The 16,635-nt window shown below is 40.8% G+C and carries 14 protein-coding genes; 7 read left to right on the forward strand and 7 right to left on the reverse strand.

Annotated elements, in window-relative coordinates; genetic code table 11:
* Positions 1–29 precede the first annotated feature (29 nt).
* The 3 genes from nth to osmB all read left to right on the forward strand — a co-directional run bounded on the left by nth (position 30) and on the right by osmB (position 3,299).
* Positions 30–671 carry an endonuclease III gene (gene nth, locus MNY66_RS08295; RefSeq protein ID WP_241500658.1) on the forward strand — a complete coding sequence of 214 codons (642 nt, stop codon included), beginning with the start codon at positions 30–32 and terminating at the stop codon, positions 669–671.
* A 109-nt stretch (positions 672–780) separates the two neighbouring features.
* Positions 781–2,724 (forward strand): exoribonuclease II, encoded by a 1,944-nt coding sequence (locus MNY66_RS08300; RefSeq protein WP_241500659.1) that lies wholly within the window; start codon positions 781–783, stop codon positions 2,722–2,724.
* A gap of 356 nt (positions 2,725–3,080) precedes the next feature.
* Entirely contained in the window at positions 3,081–3,299 is a 219-nt protein-coding gene (gene osmB, locus MNY66_RS08305; RefSeq protein WP_047256150.1) for an osmotically-inducible lipoprotein OsmB, read from the forward strand.
* 130 nt (positions 3,300–3,429) lie between these two features.
* Here the strand turns inward: osmB and yciH are convergent, their stop codons facing one another.
* The 5 genes from yciH to MNY66_RS08330 all read right to left on the reverse strand — a co-directional run bounded on the left by yciH (position 3,430) and on the right by MNY66_RS08330 (position 7,082).
* Positions 3,430–3,756 (reverse strand): stress response translation initiation inhibitor YciH, encoded by a 327-nt coding sequence (yciH, locus tag MNY66_RS08310; RefSeq protein WP_053908300.1) that lies wholly within the window; start codon positions 3,754–3,756, stop codon positions 3,430–3,432.
* The gene (gene pyrF / locus MNY66_RS08315) at positions 3,756–4,490 is read right to left on the reverse strand and encodes an orotidine-5'-phosphate decarboxylase (protein WP_241500660.1); all 735 of its coding nucleotides are present in this window, start codon (positions 4,488–4,490) and stop codon (positions 3,756–3,758) included. Before pyrF ends, yciH begins: the two co-directional genes overlap by 1 nt.
* A gap of 55 nt (positions 4,491–4,545) precedes the next feature.
* Positions 4,546–5,715: a lipopolysaccharide assembly protein LapB gene (gene lapB / locus MNY66_RS08320; RefSeq protein WP_047256153.1), complete on the reverse strand. Its 1,170-nt coding sequence runs from the start codon at positions 5,713–5,715 to the stop codon at positions 4,546–4,548.
* Positions 5,716–5,721: 6 nt separating this feature from the next.
* Positions 5,722–6,042 (reverse strand): LapA family protein, encoded by a 321-nt coding sequence (locus MNY66_RS08325; RefSeq protein ID WP_047256154.1) that lies wholly within the window; start codon positions 6,040–6,042, stop codon positions 5,722–5,724.
* A 332-nt stretch (positions 6,043–6,374) separates the two neighbouring features.
* Positions 6,375–7,082 carry a phosphatase PAP2 family protein gene (locus MNY66_RS08330; protein ID WP_241500661.1) on the reverse strand — a complete coding sequence of 236 codons (708 nt, stop codon included), beginning with the start codon at positions 7,080–7,082 and terminating at the stop codon, positions 6,375–6,377.
* Positions 7,083–7,325: 243 nt separating this feature from the next.
* Between MNY66_RS08330 and ribA the strand changes: the two genes are divergently transcribed.
* The 3 genes from ribA (at position 7,326) to MNY66_RS08345 (ending at position 10,358) form a co-directional block, all read left to right on the forward strand.
* Positions 7,326–7,919: a GTP cyclohydrolase II gene (ribA, locus tag MNY66_RS08335; protein WP_047256233.1), complete on the forward strand. Its 594-nt coding sequence runs from the start codon at positions 7,326–7,328 to the stop codon at positions 7,917–7,919.
* Positions 7,920–8,178: 259 nt separating this feature from the next.
* Entirely contained in the window at positions 8,179–9,156 is a 978-nt protein-coding gene (gene hemB, locus MNY66_RS08340; RefSeq protein ID WP_241500662.1) for a porphobilinogen synthase, read from the forward strand.
* Between the two features lie 311 nt (positions 9,157–9,467).
* Positions 9,468–10,358, forward strand: coding sequence for a hypothetical protein (locus MNY66_RS08345; protein WP_241500663.1), 891 nt, complete (start codon positions 9,468–9,470; stop codon positions 10,356–10,358).
* Between the two features lie 177 nt (positions 10,359–10,535).
* Here MNY66_RS08345 and cysB read toward each other — a convergent pair whose 3' ends face one another.
* The gene (gene cysB / locus MNY66_RS08350) at positions 10,536–11,510 is read right to left on the reverse strand and encodes an HTH-type transcriptional regulator CysB (protein ID WP_241500664.1); all 975 of its coding nucleotides are present in this window, start codon (positions 11,508–11,510) and stop codon (positions 10,536–10,538) included.
* 244 nt (positions 11,511–11,754) lie between these two features.
* Here cysB and MNY66_RS08355 point away from each other — a divergent pair, with 244 nt between their 5' ends.
* Positions 11,755–13,794, forward strand: coding sequence for a M13 family metallopeptidase (locus tag MNY66_RS08355; RefSeq protein WP_241500665.1), 2,040 nt, complete (start codon positions 11,755–11,757; stop codon positions 13,792–13,794).
* Between the two features lie 106 nt (positions 13,795–13,900).
* Here the strand turns inward: MNY66_RS08355 and topA are convergent, their stop codons facing one another.
* Positions 13,901–16,495: a type I DNA topoisomerase gene (gene topA, locus MNY66_RS08360; RefSeq protein ID WP_047256160.1), complete on the reverse strand. Its 2,595-nt coding sequence runs from the start codon at positions 16,493–16,495 to the stop codon at positions 13,901–13,903.
* Positions 16,496–16,635 lie beyond the last annotated feature (140 nt).

Here is a 16,635-nt window from a genome sequence, read left to right on the forward strand (position 1 = left end):
TTATTCTCCTAATCAACATGTTGTGAGCTATGAATAAGACCAAAAGGATTGAAATTTTAACCCGCTTACGGGCAAATGACCCACACCCGACCACCGAATTAAACTTTAACAGCCCATTTGAGTTGTTAATCTCGGTGTTATTGTCAGCTCAAGCGACCGATGTCAGCGTGAACAAGGCCACGGCCAAGCTGTATCCGATAGCCAATACACCAGAAAAAATCTTGGCACTCGGCGTTGATGGCTTAAAATCATATATTAAAACCATTGGTTTATTTAATACCAAAGCTGAAAATGTGATTAAAACCTGCCAAATGTTAATCGAAAAACATCAAGGTGAAGTTCCAGAAGATAGAGCCGCACTAGAAGCATTGCCGGGCGTTGGGCGGAAAACTGCCAATGTGGTATTGAATACCGCCTTCGGTTGGCCAACTATTGCTGTCGATACCCATATTTTCCGTGTCTGTAATCGCACCAATTTTGCCCCCGGGAAAAATGTCGTTGAGGTGGAAGAGAAACTGCTAAAAGTGGTACCCGCTGAATTCAAAGTTGATTGCCATCACTGGTTAATTTTGCATGGCCGCTATACCTGCATCGCTAGAAAACCTCGCTGTGGCTCTTGCATTATTGAAGACTTATGCGAATTTAAACAAAAAGTTTATCCTGAAAATTAACTCAGTACGGGCCCTAAAGTTATCACACAGGCGAGATTATACTTGCCCGATAACTTTGATTTGCGTAACAATGGGCGTTAAATTTTAAACTCCACGAAAAATGGTAAGTATGTTTCAAGATAATCCGCTGCTTGCACAGCTTAAACAGCAACTTCACGCGACCACGCCGAGAGCGGAAGGGATCGTAAAAGGCACAGAAAAAGGCTTTGGCTTTCTTGAGGTTGACGGACAAAAAAGTTATTTTATCCCCCCGCCACAAATGAAAAAAGTCATGCATGGCGACCGGATCATCGCAACTATTCATACTGATAAAGACCGTGAATCCGTCGAGCCAGAAGAGTTGGTTGAGCCATTTTTGACTCGATTTGTCGGTAGAATTCAAAAGAAAGAAAACGATAATCGTCTGTCCATTATTCCCGACCATCCATTATTACGCGACGCTATTTTTTGTCGCCCTGCCAAAGACGTAGATCATCAATTTAAGCAAGGTGATTGGGCCGTAGCTGAAATGCGCCGTCACCCGCTTAAAGGCGATAAAGCTTTTAACGCTGAAATTACTGAATTTATTACTGACGCTGACGATCACTACGCTCCATGGTGGGTAACATTACGCCGCCACCAATTAGAGCGTATTGCCCCTGAGATGGTTGACTGCGAACGCGATGATAATGATCTAGAACGTATTGACTTAACCGATTTATTCTTTGTCACTATCGATAGTGCCAGCACCGAAGATATGGACGATGCATTATATGTTGAACGCACAGAAGCCGGTGATCTGAAACTGTTTATCGCCATTGCTGATCCCACCAGTTATATCGCTAAAGACAGCCCATTAGATAAAATTGCCGCAGCCCGTGCGTATACCAATTATTTACCCGGCTTTAATATCCCGATGCTGCCCCGCGCATTGTCAGATGATTTATGCTCGTTGCGTCCGAATGAACGGCGTCCTGCACTCGTCTGCTCAGTCACCATTTTAGCTGATGGTACTTTAGCTGATAATATTCAATTTTTTGCCGCATGGATTGAGTCAAAAGCCAAGCTTGCCTATGACTTGGTATCTGATTGGATTGAAAAAACAGGAACTTGGCAGCCAGAAAACCCTCAAGTTGAGCAACAAATTGAACGCTTATTTGAGATGTCTACACGCCGTAGTCAATGGCGTCAGGATAATGCCTTAGTGTTTAAAGATCGCCCTGATTTTAGGTTTATTCTCGATGATAACGGCGTGGTAGTTGATATCGTCGCTGAAAACCGCCGTGCAGCTAACCGAATTGTAGAAGAAGCAATGATCACCGCTAATCTATGCGCTGCCTCAGAGCTGAAAAATAAATTAGGCTTTGGCGTGTTTAATGTGCATGCCGGTTTTGACCCACTAAATATCGAACAAGTGGTACAAACATTAAAAGATAATGGCATTGAAACTGACGCAGAGTCACTGCTATCCATCGAAGGCTTCCGTAAAATTCGCCGCATTTTAGACCGTCAGCCGACTCAATTTTTGGATAGCCGCGTTCGTCGCTTCCAGACATTTGCTGAAGTCAAAAATGAACCCGCGCCCCATTACGGATTAGGTTTTGATGCCTACGCGACATGGACATCGCCCATCCGTAAATATTCAGATATCGTCAATCACCGTTTATTAAAATCAATTATTGCCGGTAAACCAAGCACTGAGAAACCATCAGAAGAGTTATCGCTTCATTTAGCTGAGCGTCGCCGTGCTAATCGCATGGCGGAACGAGATGTTGGAGATTGGCTATATTCTCGCTTCCTTAGCCCATATGCTGGGACTGATCAGGTTTTCAGTGCGGAAATTATTGATATAACACGCGGTGGGATTCGTATTCGCCTAGTCGATAATGGGGCTGTGGCATTTATTCCCGCCACGTTCTTACATTCAACGCGTGATGAAATTCAATGCAGCCAAGAAACCGGCGCGGTTCTGATTAAGGGTGAACCCGTCTATAAACTGAATGATATTATCGATGTACGTATTGCAGAGGTCCGTATGGAGACTCGCAATATCGTAGCGCGCCCCGTCAACTAATTTTAGATTATCGATATTCTAGCCGGGTGAAAATCATCCGGCTTTTTATTGTGTCTATATTGTTCCTATCGAATTACTTACCCTGTCTATTTTTACTCGCTTGTTTTCTATATTTATAGCCCTATTATTGCATTGGACGGGCTTAATCTTCCCTATTTAACCTTATATCTCAGTAGAGTAACTTTGTATTGGCGTAGCCGTAGTTTCGCAGAGTCCATTATGCTGGTGCTTCGAGAAAAAAACCGCACTTAAAGTTAAATTATCGGGGTAATTAAATAAAAATCCCCGATTATTCTCATTTGCTAATTACTGGGCTATGCTAACGTAGATTGACTATTAAAATGAGGAATTGAATTATGAAAGCTAGACAAAAATCCATTACAGCATATGCCGTAGCCGCAGTCGTAATCCTTTCACTGTCTGCGTGTTCAAATATGTCTAAACGAGATAAAAATACCGCGGCTGGCGCAGGGATTGGTGCCGTAGGTGGCGCGGTATTGACCGGGGGAAGTGTATTAGGCACTGTGGGTGGGGCTGCTGTCGGGGGGGTTATTGGTCATCAGGTTAAAAAATAATACCATTAGCGAATGCCGCTTAAAAACACTATAAATAGGGCGCTTATTCTGCGCCCTATTATTTTATTCATTAATTAATATTACTGTCACTTTGTATTTCTGTTAAATCGACGTCCGTCATCCACTGGTTTTATCCACCAGCCAGCTTCACTTTATGACCCATGCCTTCAAGTAGCTGCTTAATTAAGTCGCGTTTATCGCCTTGAATTTCAATATTACCGTCTTTAATCGCACCACCACAGCCACATTTTTTCTTTAATTCAGCAGCCAATTTAGCTAATGCGCTATCGTCTAAATCCAATCCAGTGATAACACAAACCCCCTTGCCTTTTCGGCCTGAGGTTTCACGGCGGATCCGCACAATACCATCGCCTTTAGGTCGTTCGATACGTGGTTTTTCTTCCTCGATACGCCCTATATCAGTGCTATAGACTAAGCGGCTATTATTATCTTTCATTACAGCCCCTTCAGTGATTCATTAATTTGTTTTAGCATTTGGGTTGGAGAATCACTGCGAGTAATGGGACGACCAATGACCATATAATCCACCCCTGCGGCAATTGCATCTTGTGGGGTCATAATCCGACGTTGATCGCCAATATCACTGCCTACGGGACGAATGCCAGGAGTGACCAATTTAAAACCAGCGCCACATAATTGTTTTAAATGGGCTGCTTCATGTGCAGAGCAAACAACCCCATCCAATCCACTGTTTTTACTCAGTAAAGCTAAACGTTCTGCATGTTCGGCCGGTGAAACATCGATACCAATACCGGCCAAATCAGTTTGATCCATACTGGTTAATACTGTTACCGCCGTCAGTAGCGGGGCATCTTTACCGTAAGGCATTAATACCTCTTTCGCCGCATCCATCATACGTGTCCCCCCACTGGCATGTACATTGACCATCCAAACCCCCATTTCTGCCGCCGCAGCCACTGCACGCGCAACAGTATTGGGAATATCGTGGAATTTTAAATCCAGAAACACATCAAATCCACGTTGTTTTAATTGCTTAACCAGCTCAGGCCCATGAAAAGTAAACATCTCCTTGCCAACTTTTAGCCGACAATCGCGCGGATCAATACGGTCAACAAAGGCCAATGCCTGATTAATATCATCATAATCGAGAGCAACAATAACCGATGGATCGACAGGTGCCATTGTTTGATTTTGAGTTGGGGAGTTCATTTCTATGCTATGCCTTTATATCATTTGAAAAAAACGAAAATGTGATGTGACAGTGTCACTGACCATCTAGCCCGCGAATAGGTTTTGTCGTATCCCATGAACGGCAAGATGGGCAATGCCAATATAACGAGTGTGAGGTAAATCCACATTTACGACAACGGTAATCAGGTTTGGTTCGGATTTGTTCACCGACCATTTTACGTAATAAAATTAAGCTTTCTTTGGCTCGCCCTTCTTCGGCGTCTTGTAAATGATACTCCATCAAACGATAGAATAAGCGCATTGTTGGATGGCGTTGCAATTGAGCATTAATATAGGTCAATGCTTTATCGTGCCCCTCGCTTTGGGCAATAATATCCGCTAAATAGAGTTCAGCCGCAGCGCCAGAATCACCGGCGACACACTGTTGCAAGAATTCAGCCCATTCTTGCATATTATCCAGTTGTTTATAGCATTCATAAAGTAGCGGCAACGTTTCAGTAACTAATTCGCGATCTTGTTGATAAACCTGTTTCAACGAGGCAATGGCTTTATCGTAGGCATTTTTTTCTATATAAATACGCCCTTTCATAATTGAAACACGCGCACAATTTTTATCTGCTTGTTCGGCTTTATTCAATAAATTTAAACCGGCATCTAAATCATCGCTGCCCAATTGCTGTAAGGCCAATTCACAATAAAACTGGGCTATATCTTCACGTAGCGCATTATTCCCCAATTTAACTAACTTGGTTGCCACATCAATGGCTTTATGCCAGTCACTAGTCAATTGATAAATCGATAATAAAGATTGATAAGCACTATTTTTAAAATCCACTTCATCAGTCAATTGTAAAAACATATTCTCTGCCCGGTCATAGACACCCGCCGCCATATAATCACGCCCCAATTGTTGGGTCGCGAGCAGACGTTGTTCAAAAGATAACGAGGCACTTTCAACTAATGATTGGTGAATACGAATCGCACGTTCAACTTCACCTCGAGAACGAAACAAATTACCGAGAGTTAGATGAGCTTCAAAAGCAGAGCTATCTTCCTTCAGCATATCAAGGAACAGATCAACCGCTTTATCTTGTTGATTGGATAAAAGAAAGTTAACGCCTGTCACATATTCACGCGACAGACGATCAGCGTTCTGTTGTTTATCTTGTTGAGCACTTCTACGCCCCATATACCAGCCATAGGCGGCAGCAATCGGTAGCAGCAGAAATAGCAGCTCTAACATAGAAAATTAATCCTTATTTGATAAGGTCACAGCAGATACCGCCGATTCGGATGCATTTTTGCCTGACTCAGTTAATTGTGATTCTAAGCGTTTAATTTTACGACGGGCATTCGTCAAAGCAACCAATGATCTTAAATAGAAAATACCACAGACCAACCAACCTAAAATAAACCCCATACCAAACAATGAGGCCAACAGTGTAGAAACAGAGAAGTCACCTTTAGCAATCAGATAATTAAAGCTAATCACTTGGTCGTTACTCGATCCTAGCGTTATTGACACAATAAAAATCACCACTGCCAGTAATAAAATTAGAAAATATTTCACATTATTTCCTGTTATCAGTTGTCGTCGATAGACATAAATATCCATTATCTGTCTGATAAGGTAGCATTTACTCTGAGTTCAGACCAAGCAATTTCTCAAATAAACCTGCCAGCTGTAAGTCGGATAATGGCCGTGTTTTACAAAATCTAACTCGATATCCGTAATATACCAAAAAATATCAATTATCGCCTTATCGATACGGTGCAATACACATTCTATTACACTCTCTATTATACCTTGGCTATCATTCTGAATAATACCCTGTTTTATCGAGATTTTTATTTTCGCATTTCAATAATATAATCAGACTTTGGCGATTAGTATTTAGCCAATTAACGGTTGGTCGGTTGAGCTAATAGCCGACATGCGATCACCGCTAATACAGCATTAATAGCAATTGATAGCAAAATATCACTCGGCCAATGCATCGCCAAAACCAGTCGACTTACAATAACGCTTTCAGCCCACACCGCTAGCGCAATCGACCATAAATAATAACCGCGCTGCCAAAATAGACCTATCAGTAATAACGCCCAACCAGCGGCAAACAACGTGTGTCCTGAGGGAAAAGAATACCCCGTCTCATTCTGCCAATGAGTTAACTGCCATTGTGGAATATCGCTAACATTTGATGTTAATTGTTTAATCAGAACTTTTCTTTGTTGGCGATCTTGAGCATAAAATTGGTTAGGGGAAATATTATACTGCTGTTCAAGCCACAACACATAAGGCCTTGGCGTTTGTACACTATTTTTTATTCCCACTTTCAGCCCTTGCGCAATAACAATACATCCAGTAATCACTATCACCCATTTAATCCACTGCTTTCCTCGTGGACGAATTAGCCAAAGTGTTAATAGCAATAACAACAAAGAAGTGATTATTGACCACGGTTTCCCCGCTGTATTAGTAATATATAACAACGGTAAGCCGAAAGGATTATCAAAAGGTTGCCAATGCCACTGCATAGCCACCAACAATAATGGCGGCAATGCCAAGATCATCGCAAAAACCACAATAGGATAAGTAAATTTTTTCATTTTCTGTCATCCTTAGCACTGATATTATTTCTAATTAAATTTGTTTATTCTTTATCATACCTATTGTATTAATATAACTAAGATTGAGTACAAACGTACAAATAATGTCTTAATTAGATCGCCGTAAGATAATATACGCTATAATTCTGTGCCTATTTAATCTTAATCGAAAATCTTAACGACTCTATTTATCGGTCATTTTTATCATTATCCGAGAGTTATAATCTATTCATGAAAGAAAATATACAGCTAAAGCGCGTCGCTGAGGCGAAGTTACCGACCCCATTTGGTGAGTTTTTAATGGTTGGATTTGAAGAAATCGCTACCGGTAAAGATCACGTCGCGTTAATCTATGGGGATATCTCTGGCGAAACTCCGGTGCTATCTCGTATCCATTCAGAATGTTTAACCGGTGATGCATTATTTAGCCTACGCTGTGATTGTGGATTTCAATTAGAAGCTGCATTGTCACAAATTGCTAAAGAAGGCCGAGGCGTTTTACTTTATCATCGCCAAGAAGGTAGAAACATTGGCCTGCTGAATAAAATCCGAGCGTATGCGTTACAAGATCAAGGGCTGGATACTGTCGAAGCTAATCTAAAACTCGGATTTAAATCCGATGAACGTGATTTTACCCTGTGTTCAGATATGTACAAATTACTGGGGATCAGCCAAGTAAGATTATTAACCAATAATCCGAAAAAATTAGATATCATGAAACAAGCGGGTATCAATGTGGTTGAACGCGTGCCTTTGATTGTTGGGCGTAATCCAAACAATGCGCATTATTTAGATGTTAAAGCCGAAAAAATGGGTCATTTATTATTTAATAAATAATAAATTTAACAAATCCCCGTACTAGCAAATAAATACTTTTAATGAAGATCATCCAACCGATGGTCTTCTAAATTAGCTACTCTATTAACCATCATCAGCATTTAACTATCATCAACATCAAGTTTCCCCATCCAATCGGTTATATTCACTTTCTGTTGATAACGTTTATACTGTCACTACAATTTATGCTCACTGAGCGTTAGCTGCCATAAAATAGCCACTATCCTCAAACAGCTAGATCACAAAATAAGGAGCTATTGTGAATAATCAGCCATCCATCCAGCGCTTGAGAAGACTCCGTCAAACAAAAACATTCCGCGAAATCTTCCAAGAGACCTCTCTGTCACTAAACGACCTGTGTTTACCTATCTTTGTCGAAGAAGGTCTTGATGAGTACCAACCGATTGAGAGCATGCCGGGTGTAATGCGTATTCCAGAAAAACGTCTACCGTATGAAATTGAGCGTATTGCCAAAGCAGGAATTAAATCTATTATGACTTTTGGGGTATCGCACCATTTAGATGAAACCGGTAGCGATGCATGGCAAGAAAATGGTTTGGTGTCCAGAATGTCACGCATAGCCAAACAAACAGCGCCTGAGCTGATAGTTATGTCAGATACCTGTTTCTGTGAATATACCTCACATGGTCACTGTGGCGTATTGCATAATGAGAGTGTAGATAACGATCAGACTATTCATAACCTGGGTTTGCAAGCGGTCGCTGCTGCACGTGCAGGCGCAGATTTCATCGCCCCATCAGCAGCTATGGACGGGCAAGTTGCCGCTATTCGCCAAGCGCTAGATAACGCTGGTTTTCACCATACGCCAATTATGTCCTACTCGACTAAATTCGCTTCGGCACTGTATGGTCCATTCCGTGATGCCGCAGGATCATGCTTAAAAGGCGATCGTAAAACCTATCAAATGGATCCGATGAACCGTCGTGAAGCTATTCGCGAATCATTGATTGATGCCCAAGAAGGTGCAGATGTGTTGATGGTTAAACCCGCCGGCGCATATCTGGATATTATTCGCGATCTGCGTGAGCGAACGGAGTTACCGATTGGTGCATATCAGGTGAGTGGTGAATATGCACAAATCAAATTTGCGGCTATGGCCGGTGCAATTGATGAGACTCGCGTGACCTTAGAAACACTAGGCTCAATTAAACGCGCAGGGGCAGATATTATCTTTACTTACTTTGCATTAGAGTTAGCCGAAAAAGGCTTACTGTAATCCTTGAAGGCACCAGTTATCGGTGCCTTCACATTTTCTCTACTCATTTTATATTCTGTATAAATAATGTGAAATAGTTACTGAAAAGTCGTTATTGAAGAATAGTTAAACGCCAATTTTAAAATAACGTTAAATACAGTTCAGCCCGTGTTATTAACCTGAGTTAAATCACCTCTAAGACCTACATAAACCATAAAAATATTATTAATTACCCGTAAACATTCTCACTCGTTAATAAAATTTAGCCTTTCAGCCGATGACGGACTATGTTTAATTCTATCTATCTTTCAATAGAATGAGATCAGAATTTTATGACTAAATTTAATCATCATCGATTCAAACATTCTTATGCTAATACGAATATCCACTCCTATACCCATGCAAATATGCATATCAACAATACCTATACGCTTTCTGATGTGCAGCCGACAACGCAAACTCAGCCTATCCTACATAGAAATAGTGACAGTGATGGCATCATTCAGTATATTATCGACAAATCACTGTATAAAAAACCAGGCACCCATGAAAAGCTCACCAAACTGAAGAAATACCTAGTTAGTTTAATTTCCATTGTTACACATTATATCAATACCCATCACCCTAGCGATACACTCTCATCCCATCAGCCTGGATTAAAAAATTGGCTAGATGCAACACAGCAACTGCCTCTAATCACCTGTTCCGCTATACAAAAAAAGGAAATAAGCCATCAGGTTAAAGGAATAACTATCGCTAAAGGTGTATTGGCTTTAATCATGGAGACAATTTTGAATGTTCAGAATGAAGGATTAGACGCATTTTTACTATTTCTACAAGAACAAGAACAAGCTATTCAATTAAGATTAAAAAAAAATCTTAATCAGTTCTCTACCACACTGATATTTTGCGTTATAGAAGCACATAATATTATGCAAAACAGTGTATTCTATCCTAAAATATGTTTTTACCACTTACTATTTAATCGTAAGAATGCCCAGCTAATCTTGAATTGTAATTCCAGTGATAGTTTTGAAATTAATTTTGAATATACCTCATTTAGTGCATTTTTTAATGATGATGCACTGAAGGATGAACTAATTAGCCATCAATTTGAGCAATTTATCCAACGCCACTTACTGAGTTCGATTCAAAAATCAGATAACTTTTTTGATCGCCACCTTACTCAATCACAACATCCCCCTACATATGGTTCCGAATAGTTGCTCATCTCCCTCTTTATACCGTTTATTTATATAGAGATATCCAGTGTATAGATGAACAACATTACAGAACGCACGCTTACAGTGTCATAGTAGCTGAATAGTACTATAATCAAAAAATAGTACTATACTGAAAAACAGTAAACAGACACTGTCAATATACAGCCTTAATAGCAGCTAAATAATCGGTAACTGAATATCTTTAAACATCTGTTCAATATCTTCATTATTACGCAAAGAAACTGCTTTATCGACCACATCCCGGGTTAGATGCGGTGCAAAACGCCACATGAAATCATACATATAGCTACGTAAGAAACTGCTACGACGAAATCCAATTTTAGTGGTGCTATAGCTAAATTTATCTCGCATATCAATAGTAACCAAATCACTGTCCTGCACAGGATCAACGGCCATGCTGGCAATAATGCCAATACCCAACCCTAAACGTACATAAGTTTTAATCACATCGGCGTCGGTGGCAGTAAAGATAATTTTCGGCGTCAGTTGTTCTTGTTCAAATGCAACATCTAACTCCGAACGCCCAGTAAATCCATGGGTATAAGTAACAATTTGATATTCAGCAATATCTCGAATAGTTAAATCTTTTTTATTGGCTAAAGGATGGTCTTTGGGCACGACAACGCAACGGTTCCAATGGTAACAAGGCAACATTATTAAATCGCTATACAAATGTAACCCTTCCGTAGCAATGGCAAAATCGCTATTGCCTTTGCACACATCCTCCGCAATTTGGGTTGGCGATCCCTGATGCATATGCAATGAAACCTGAGGATAACGTTCAATAAAAGTTTTAATTACCGGGGGTAACGCATAACGAGCCTGTGTATGGGTAGTCGCAATATATAATGAGCCTCTATCAGGATAGGTATGCTCTCCAGCCACAGAACGAATAGCATCTATTTTTGACAGAACATCTCGGGAGATTCGAATCACCTCTTCACCCGCCGGCGTCACGTGAGTCAAATGTTTTCCGCTACGTCCAAAAATTTGGATCCCTAGCTCATCCTCCAACATACGCACTTGTTTACTGATCCCCGGCTGAGAGGTATACAAACCTTCGGCTGTCGATGATACATTTAAATTGTGATTTACTACTTCGACGATATACCGCAATTGCTGCAATTTCATAGTTCTACCACCCTCAACCTGTAAATTTATGCCCATACTATTGGCTATAGCTAAATCATCTTACATATATCAAAAAGTAATATAAATATAAGTTAATATAACCAATATAACATTGTTTAAATAATAATTAACAGCTATATGTTAGAATTTGAGATTGAATTAATCACCAGCTATGCCTACCTTATGATAGATAAGATGTGCGGTTAATCCGCTAGCTGTCTCAGTTAAAAGAGGTTTTTGCTCTATGAAGAAAACGTTATTAGCCTTGGCTATTAGTATCTCAGCGATAGCAACAATGCCTTCGGCTTATACCAAAGATATTACTTATGGCTCTCAAACCATCGTATTATCCGATAATATTGCCCCGGGAGATGACTTCTATCACTATGTTAATCAGCAGTGGATAGATCAGGCCAAAATTCCTACCGGAATGTCTCGCATCAACTCTTTTGTTGAATTGCATCTCAAAACCGAAAAGCAGTTACAATCATTAATAGATAACTTACTCAACCAGCCAGAAAATACGCTAAATCATAATCAGCGCAATATCCGTAACCTCTACCTTAGCTATCTAGATGAATCGGCAATTAAACAAGCCGGATTAACCCCGGCTCAGCCGCTGCTGAACGCAATACAACAAGCCAATAGTCATGCTGATATTGCCAAATTAATGGCACAACCGGGCTTTTTCTCTTTAATATCGTATTGGGTTGATTTAGACGCTAAAGCGCCCGATACCTATGTGCTGTATTTGGGACAAGGAGGATTAGGCTTACCCAATCGCAGTTATTATCTTGATGATAGCCCGCAAATGGTTGAGATCCGCAAAAATTATATCGAATATATAGTGACTCTGTTGAAACTCGCAGGCGAAGATTCAGCTTCGGCTAACCAAAAAGCACACAAAGTTTTGGCGCTAGAAACCGCCCTAGCCAAAGCTCACTGGACACCAGAAGCTAACCGAGACACCATCAAACAATATCATCCAATGAGCCTCGCTGAAGTTACCAAATATACTGCGGGGTATCCATTAAACGAGCTATTCGATTATTGGAAACTCTCGGATAAACAACTCAAAAAAATTATTGTACAAAATGACAGTGCGGTTCAGCAATCTGCCAAGATTTTTGCTGATACCGATATCAATACACTGAAGGATTATCTGCAATTTCATCTATTAAGCAGCAACGCGAACTATTTAACACCCGATTTTGATAGCGCACGCTTCAATTTTTATTCTCGCCAATTAAATGGCATTAAACAGCAACGTAGCCGTCAAGAACGCGCACTAGAAACCGTTAACCGACTGCAAGATGAACCATTAGGTCAACTGTATGTTGAGCGCTATTTTAATGCAGATTCAAAAGCTAAAATTATTGATTTAGTGAGTTATGTCAAACAAACTTTCCGCGACCGTTTACAGAAAAATAGCTGGATGGATGAACAAACCCGCCAAGAAGCCTTAATTAAACTTGACCAATTTAAGGTAAAAGTGGGTTATCCTGATCAATGGAACGATACCCGCCAACTGACATTAAGTGACGACCAATTATTTGATAACTACCAAAATATTCTAAATTGGTCATATCAACAAGATATGAATAAAGTAGGCGAGAAAGTCCGTGCATGGGAGTGGGCGATGCCCCCTCAAATGATCAACGCTTATTTCAATCCCGTGCAAAATGAAATCGTTTTCCCTGCTGCTATTTTACAAGCACCATTCTTTGACCCCAATGTTGACCCAGCCTATAACTACGGGGCTATAGGTGCAGTTATCGGACATGAAATGGGCCATGGATTTGATGATCAAGGTCGACTGTATGACGGCAAAGGCACCCTAAGGGACTGGTGGACAGAGCAATCACAAACCCAGTTTAATGCTAAAACTACAGACCTAATCAAGCAGTATAGTCATTTTAAAGTCAATGATTTAGCCGTAAATGGGCAATTAACTTTGGGGGAAAATATTGGTGATTTAGGGGGACTAAGTATTGCCTTAAATGCCTATAAACAATTCGTTAAAGAACATTATCCGAACGGTGAACCACCGATTATTAATGGTACTACCGGGTTACAACGATTCTTTATTTCTTGGGCTAGAACCTGGCAAGAATTAGCGAACCAAGAATCTGAAAGAAACAAAATCCTCACCGATCCTCACAGTCCAAATCAATTCAGAGGAAATGGCGTAGTACGTAATATCGATGAATGGTATTCAGCGTTTGATGTTAAGCCCGATAACCAATTATATCTGCCTCCCACTGAACGAGTACATATTTGGTAATCTTAGCGGATAACCAAACAATAAAGGCGCTGATTTCCAGCGCCTTTATTTATCTATGTCAATATACTAATAATTCAGCAAATAATATGACATCAATAAATGGGTACTACTTTTCTTTCGCAACCCATTTACCATCAACATAGAATGCACTCCAGCCAGTGGCTTTACCGTCTTTTTCTGAAGAAACATATTGCTGTTTAGTCTTACGACTGAAACGAACAATCGTTGGGTTACCTTCAGGATCAGCGGCTGGTGCTTCTGCCAGATACTTCATTTTATCAGCCAATCTATCTTTAAATTGTTGTAACTCAGCAACTAATGGTGCACGAGTTTCCCGCGATTTAGGGAAGGTATTGGCAGCTAAAAATATCCCTGCCGCCCCATCACGTAAGACAAAGTAAGCATCAGATTTTTCACATGGCAGTTCAGGCAAAGGTACCGGATCTTCTTTCGGCGGCGCAATTTCACCACTTTTTAAGATCTTACGGGTGTTTTTACACTCGTCATTAGTACATCCCATATATTTACCAAAACGTCCCATTTTTAAGTGCATTTCTGAACCACATTTTTCGCACTCAATCACAGGGCCATCATAGCCTTTAATCCGGAATTCGCCTTCTTCGATATCATAACCATCACAGGCAGGGTTATTACCACAAACATGTAGTTTTCTATGAGTATCAATCAGATAACTATCCATCGCGGTACCACATTTCGGACAGCGACGCTTGGCACGTAACGCATTGGTTTCCGCATCTTCACCTTCGAGAATATTTAACAGTTCATTCTCTGGGATCAGATTAATGGTTTTTTTACAACGCTCTTTCGGCGGTAAAGCATATCCTGAGCATCCTAAGAAAACGCCGGTTGATGCGGTACGAATACCCATCGGGCGTTCACAATCAGGGCAAGTGATCGACGTTAACACCATTGGATTAGTGCGCATACCGCCTTCTTCCGGATCTTTTTCAGCCACATCCAGTTGCTTACTAAAATCAGAGAAGAATTCGTCTAACACCGCTTTCCACTCTTCTTGGTGATTAGCAATATGGTCAAGCTGATCTTCCATGCGCGCGGTAAAATCGTAACTCATCAATTCAGTGAAGTTTTCTTCTAGGCGATCGACAACAATCTCACCCATTTTCTCCGCATAGAAACGACGGTTTTCCGCTTTAACATATCCGCGATCTTGAATAGTAGAAATAATCGATGCATAGGTCGATGGACGTCCAATACCGCGTTTTTCAAGCTCTTTAACTAAAGAGGCTTCACTGTAACGAGCGGGTGGCTTGGTAAAGTGCTGACTAGGCAGCAATGCTTCCAAACTTAACATCGTACCCGGCTGAATCGGCGGCAAAGTTTTATCTTCATCATTTTTACGTAATGCAGACATCACTCGCGTCCAACCATCAAAACGTAACGTACGACCTTTGGCTTTAAGCTCAAAGTCACCCGCTTTTACGGTTAATGTGGTTGAATCATATTTGGCTGGTGTCATTTGACACGCCACAAACTGATTCCAAATTAATTGGTACAGTTTTTTAGCGTCTGGTTCCATATCTTTCAAGGAATCAGGTAATACATCCACACTGGAAGGACGAATAGCTTCATGCGCTTCTTGTGAGTTTTCTTTGTTACTGTAAATATTGGCTTCTTTAGGCAGATATTTAGCGCCAAAGTTTTCACCAATATATTCTCTCGCCATGGTTAACGCATCTTGGCTCAAATTAGTCGAGTCAGTACGCATATAGGTAATATGCCCCGCTTCATAAAGACGCTGGGCCATCATCATGGTTTTCTTTACCCCAAAGCTTAAGCGTGTGCTGGCAGCTTGTTGTAAAGTTGAAGTAATAAAAGGTGCGCTGGGTTTACTGGAGGTTGGTCTATCTTCGCGGTCAGTGACCTCAAATTTAGCTTTTTCCAGCAATGCCACTGCAGCTTCAGTTTCGGCTTTAGTGACCGGCTTAAAGGGCTTACCCTTATTGTGGGTCACTTCCATGCGGATCGCTGAAACTGTTTTTTCCGCTAAATCAGCATGTAACTGCCAATATTCTTCCGGTACAAACGCTTTAATTTCGCGCTCACGCTCAACAATCAAACGTACAGCTACTGACTGAACACGTCCGGCAGATAATCCTCGCGCCACTTTTTTCCACAGCAGCGGAGAAACCATATAGCCCACCACGCGATCCATAAAGCGACGAGCTTGTTGAGCATTAACTCGGTCAATATTTAACTCACCGGGTTTATTAAATGCTTGTGTAATAGCGTTCTTTGTAATTTCGTTAAATACGACCCGGCTGAATCGTGAATCATCACCACCAATCACTTCCCGCAAATGCCAAGCAATAGCTTCTCCTTCGCGGTCAAGGTCGGTTGCGAGATAGATATGATCTGCATCCGCAGCTAACGATTGTAATTCAGAAACCACTTTTTCTTTACCAGGTAAAATCTGGTAATTAGCCGTCCACCCATGGTAAGGATCGACACCCATACGATTAACGAGGGCATCTTGTGGATTTTTTTTGACTTTTTTGGTCTTATCGGTAGATGTGGCTGCACTCTTTTGAGTTCCGGATCCACTTTTAGGCAGATCACGGATATGACCAACGCTGCTTTTCACCACGTAGTCTTTGCCAAGATATTTATTTATCGTTTTGGCTTTTGCCGGGGACTCCACTATAACAAGAGCTTTACCCATAATTACCTTTACCTAATTTCTGTAATAAGTACATTCATTATTAAAATGTACTAAATTGAAAATCTCTTTCTTATATTGCGTAAGAATCGTAATAGATCAACTTTTTTTCTTTAATTTATTTGCGGTAGAACAAAAACAGT

The sequence above is a fragment of the Moellerella wisconsensis genome (assembly GCF_022592395.1).
GTDB classification, from domain to species: domain Bacteria; phylum Pseudomonadota; class Gammaproteobacteria; order Enterobacterales; family Enterobacteriaceae; genus Moellerella; species Moellerella wisconsensis.

What these genes read in the sequence shown, in the direction of transcription:
- nth (WP_241500658.1), top strand. Translation starts at nt 30, where the DNA reads ATGAATAAGACCAAAAGGATTGAAATTTTAACCCGCTTACGGGCAAAT.
- cysB (WP_241500664.1), bottom strand. Translation starts at nt 11,510, where the DNA reads ATGAAATTGCAGCAATTGCGGTATATCGTCGAAGTAGTAAATCACAAT.
- yciH (WP_053908300.1), bottom strand. Translation starts at nt 3,756, where the DNA reads ATGAAAGATAATAATAGCCGCTTAGTCTATAGCACTGATATAGGGCGT.
- MNY66_RS08330 (WP_241500661.1), bottom strand. Translation starts at nt 7,082, where the DNA reads ATGAAAAAATTTACTTATCCTATTGTGGTTTTTGCGATGATCTTGGCA.
- pyrF (WP_241500660.1), bottom strand. Translation starts at nt 4,490, where the DNA reads ATGAACTCCCCAACTCAAAATCAAACAATGGCACCTGTCGATCCATCG.
- MNY66_RS08300 (WP_241500659.1), top strand. Translation starts at nt 781, where the DNA reads ATGTTTCAAGATAATCCGCTGCTTGCACAGCTTAAACAGCAACTTCAC.
- osmB (WP_047256150.1), top strand. Translation starts at nt 3,081, where the DNA reads ATGAAAGCTAGACAAAAATCCATTACAGCATATGCCGTAGCCGCAGTC.
- topA (WP_047256160.1), bottom strand. Translation starts at nt 16,495, where the DNA reads ATGGGTAAAGCTCTTGTTATAGTGGAGTCCCCGGCAAAAGCCAAAACG.
- MNY66_RS08355 (WP_241500665.1), top strand. Translation starts at nt 11,755, where the DNA reads ATGAAGAAAACGTTATTAGCCTTGGCTATTAGTATCTCAGCGATAGCA.
- MNY66_RS08345 (WP_241500663.1), top strand. Translation starts at nt 9,468, where the DNA reads ATGACTAAATTTAATCATCATCGATTCAAACATTCTTATGCTAATACG.
- lapB (WP_047256153.1), bottom strand. Translation starts at nt 5,715, where the DNA reads ATGTTAGAGCTGCTATTTCTGCTGCTACCGATTGCTGCCGCCTATGGC.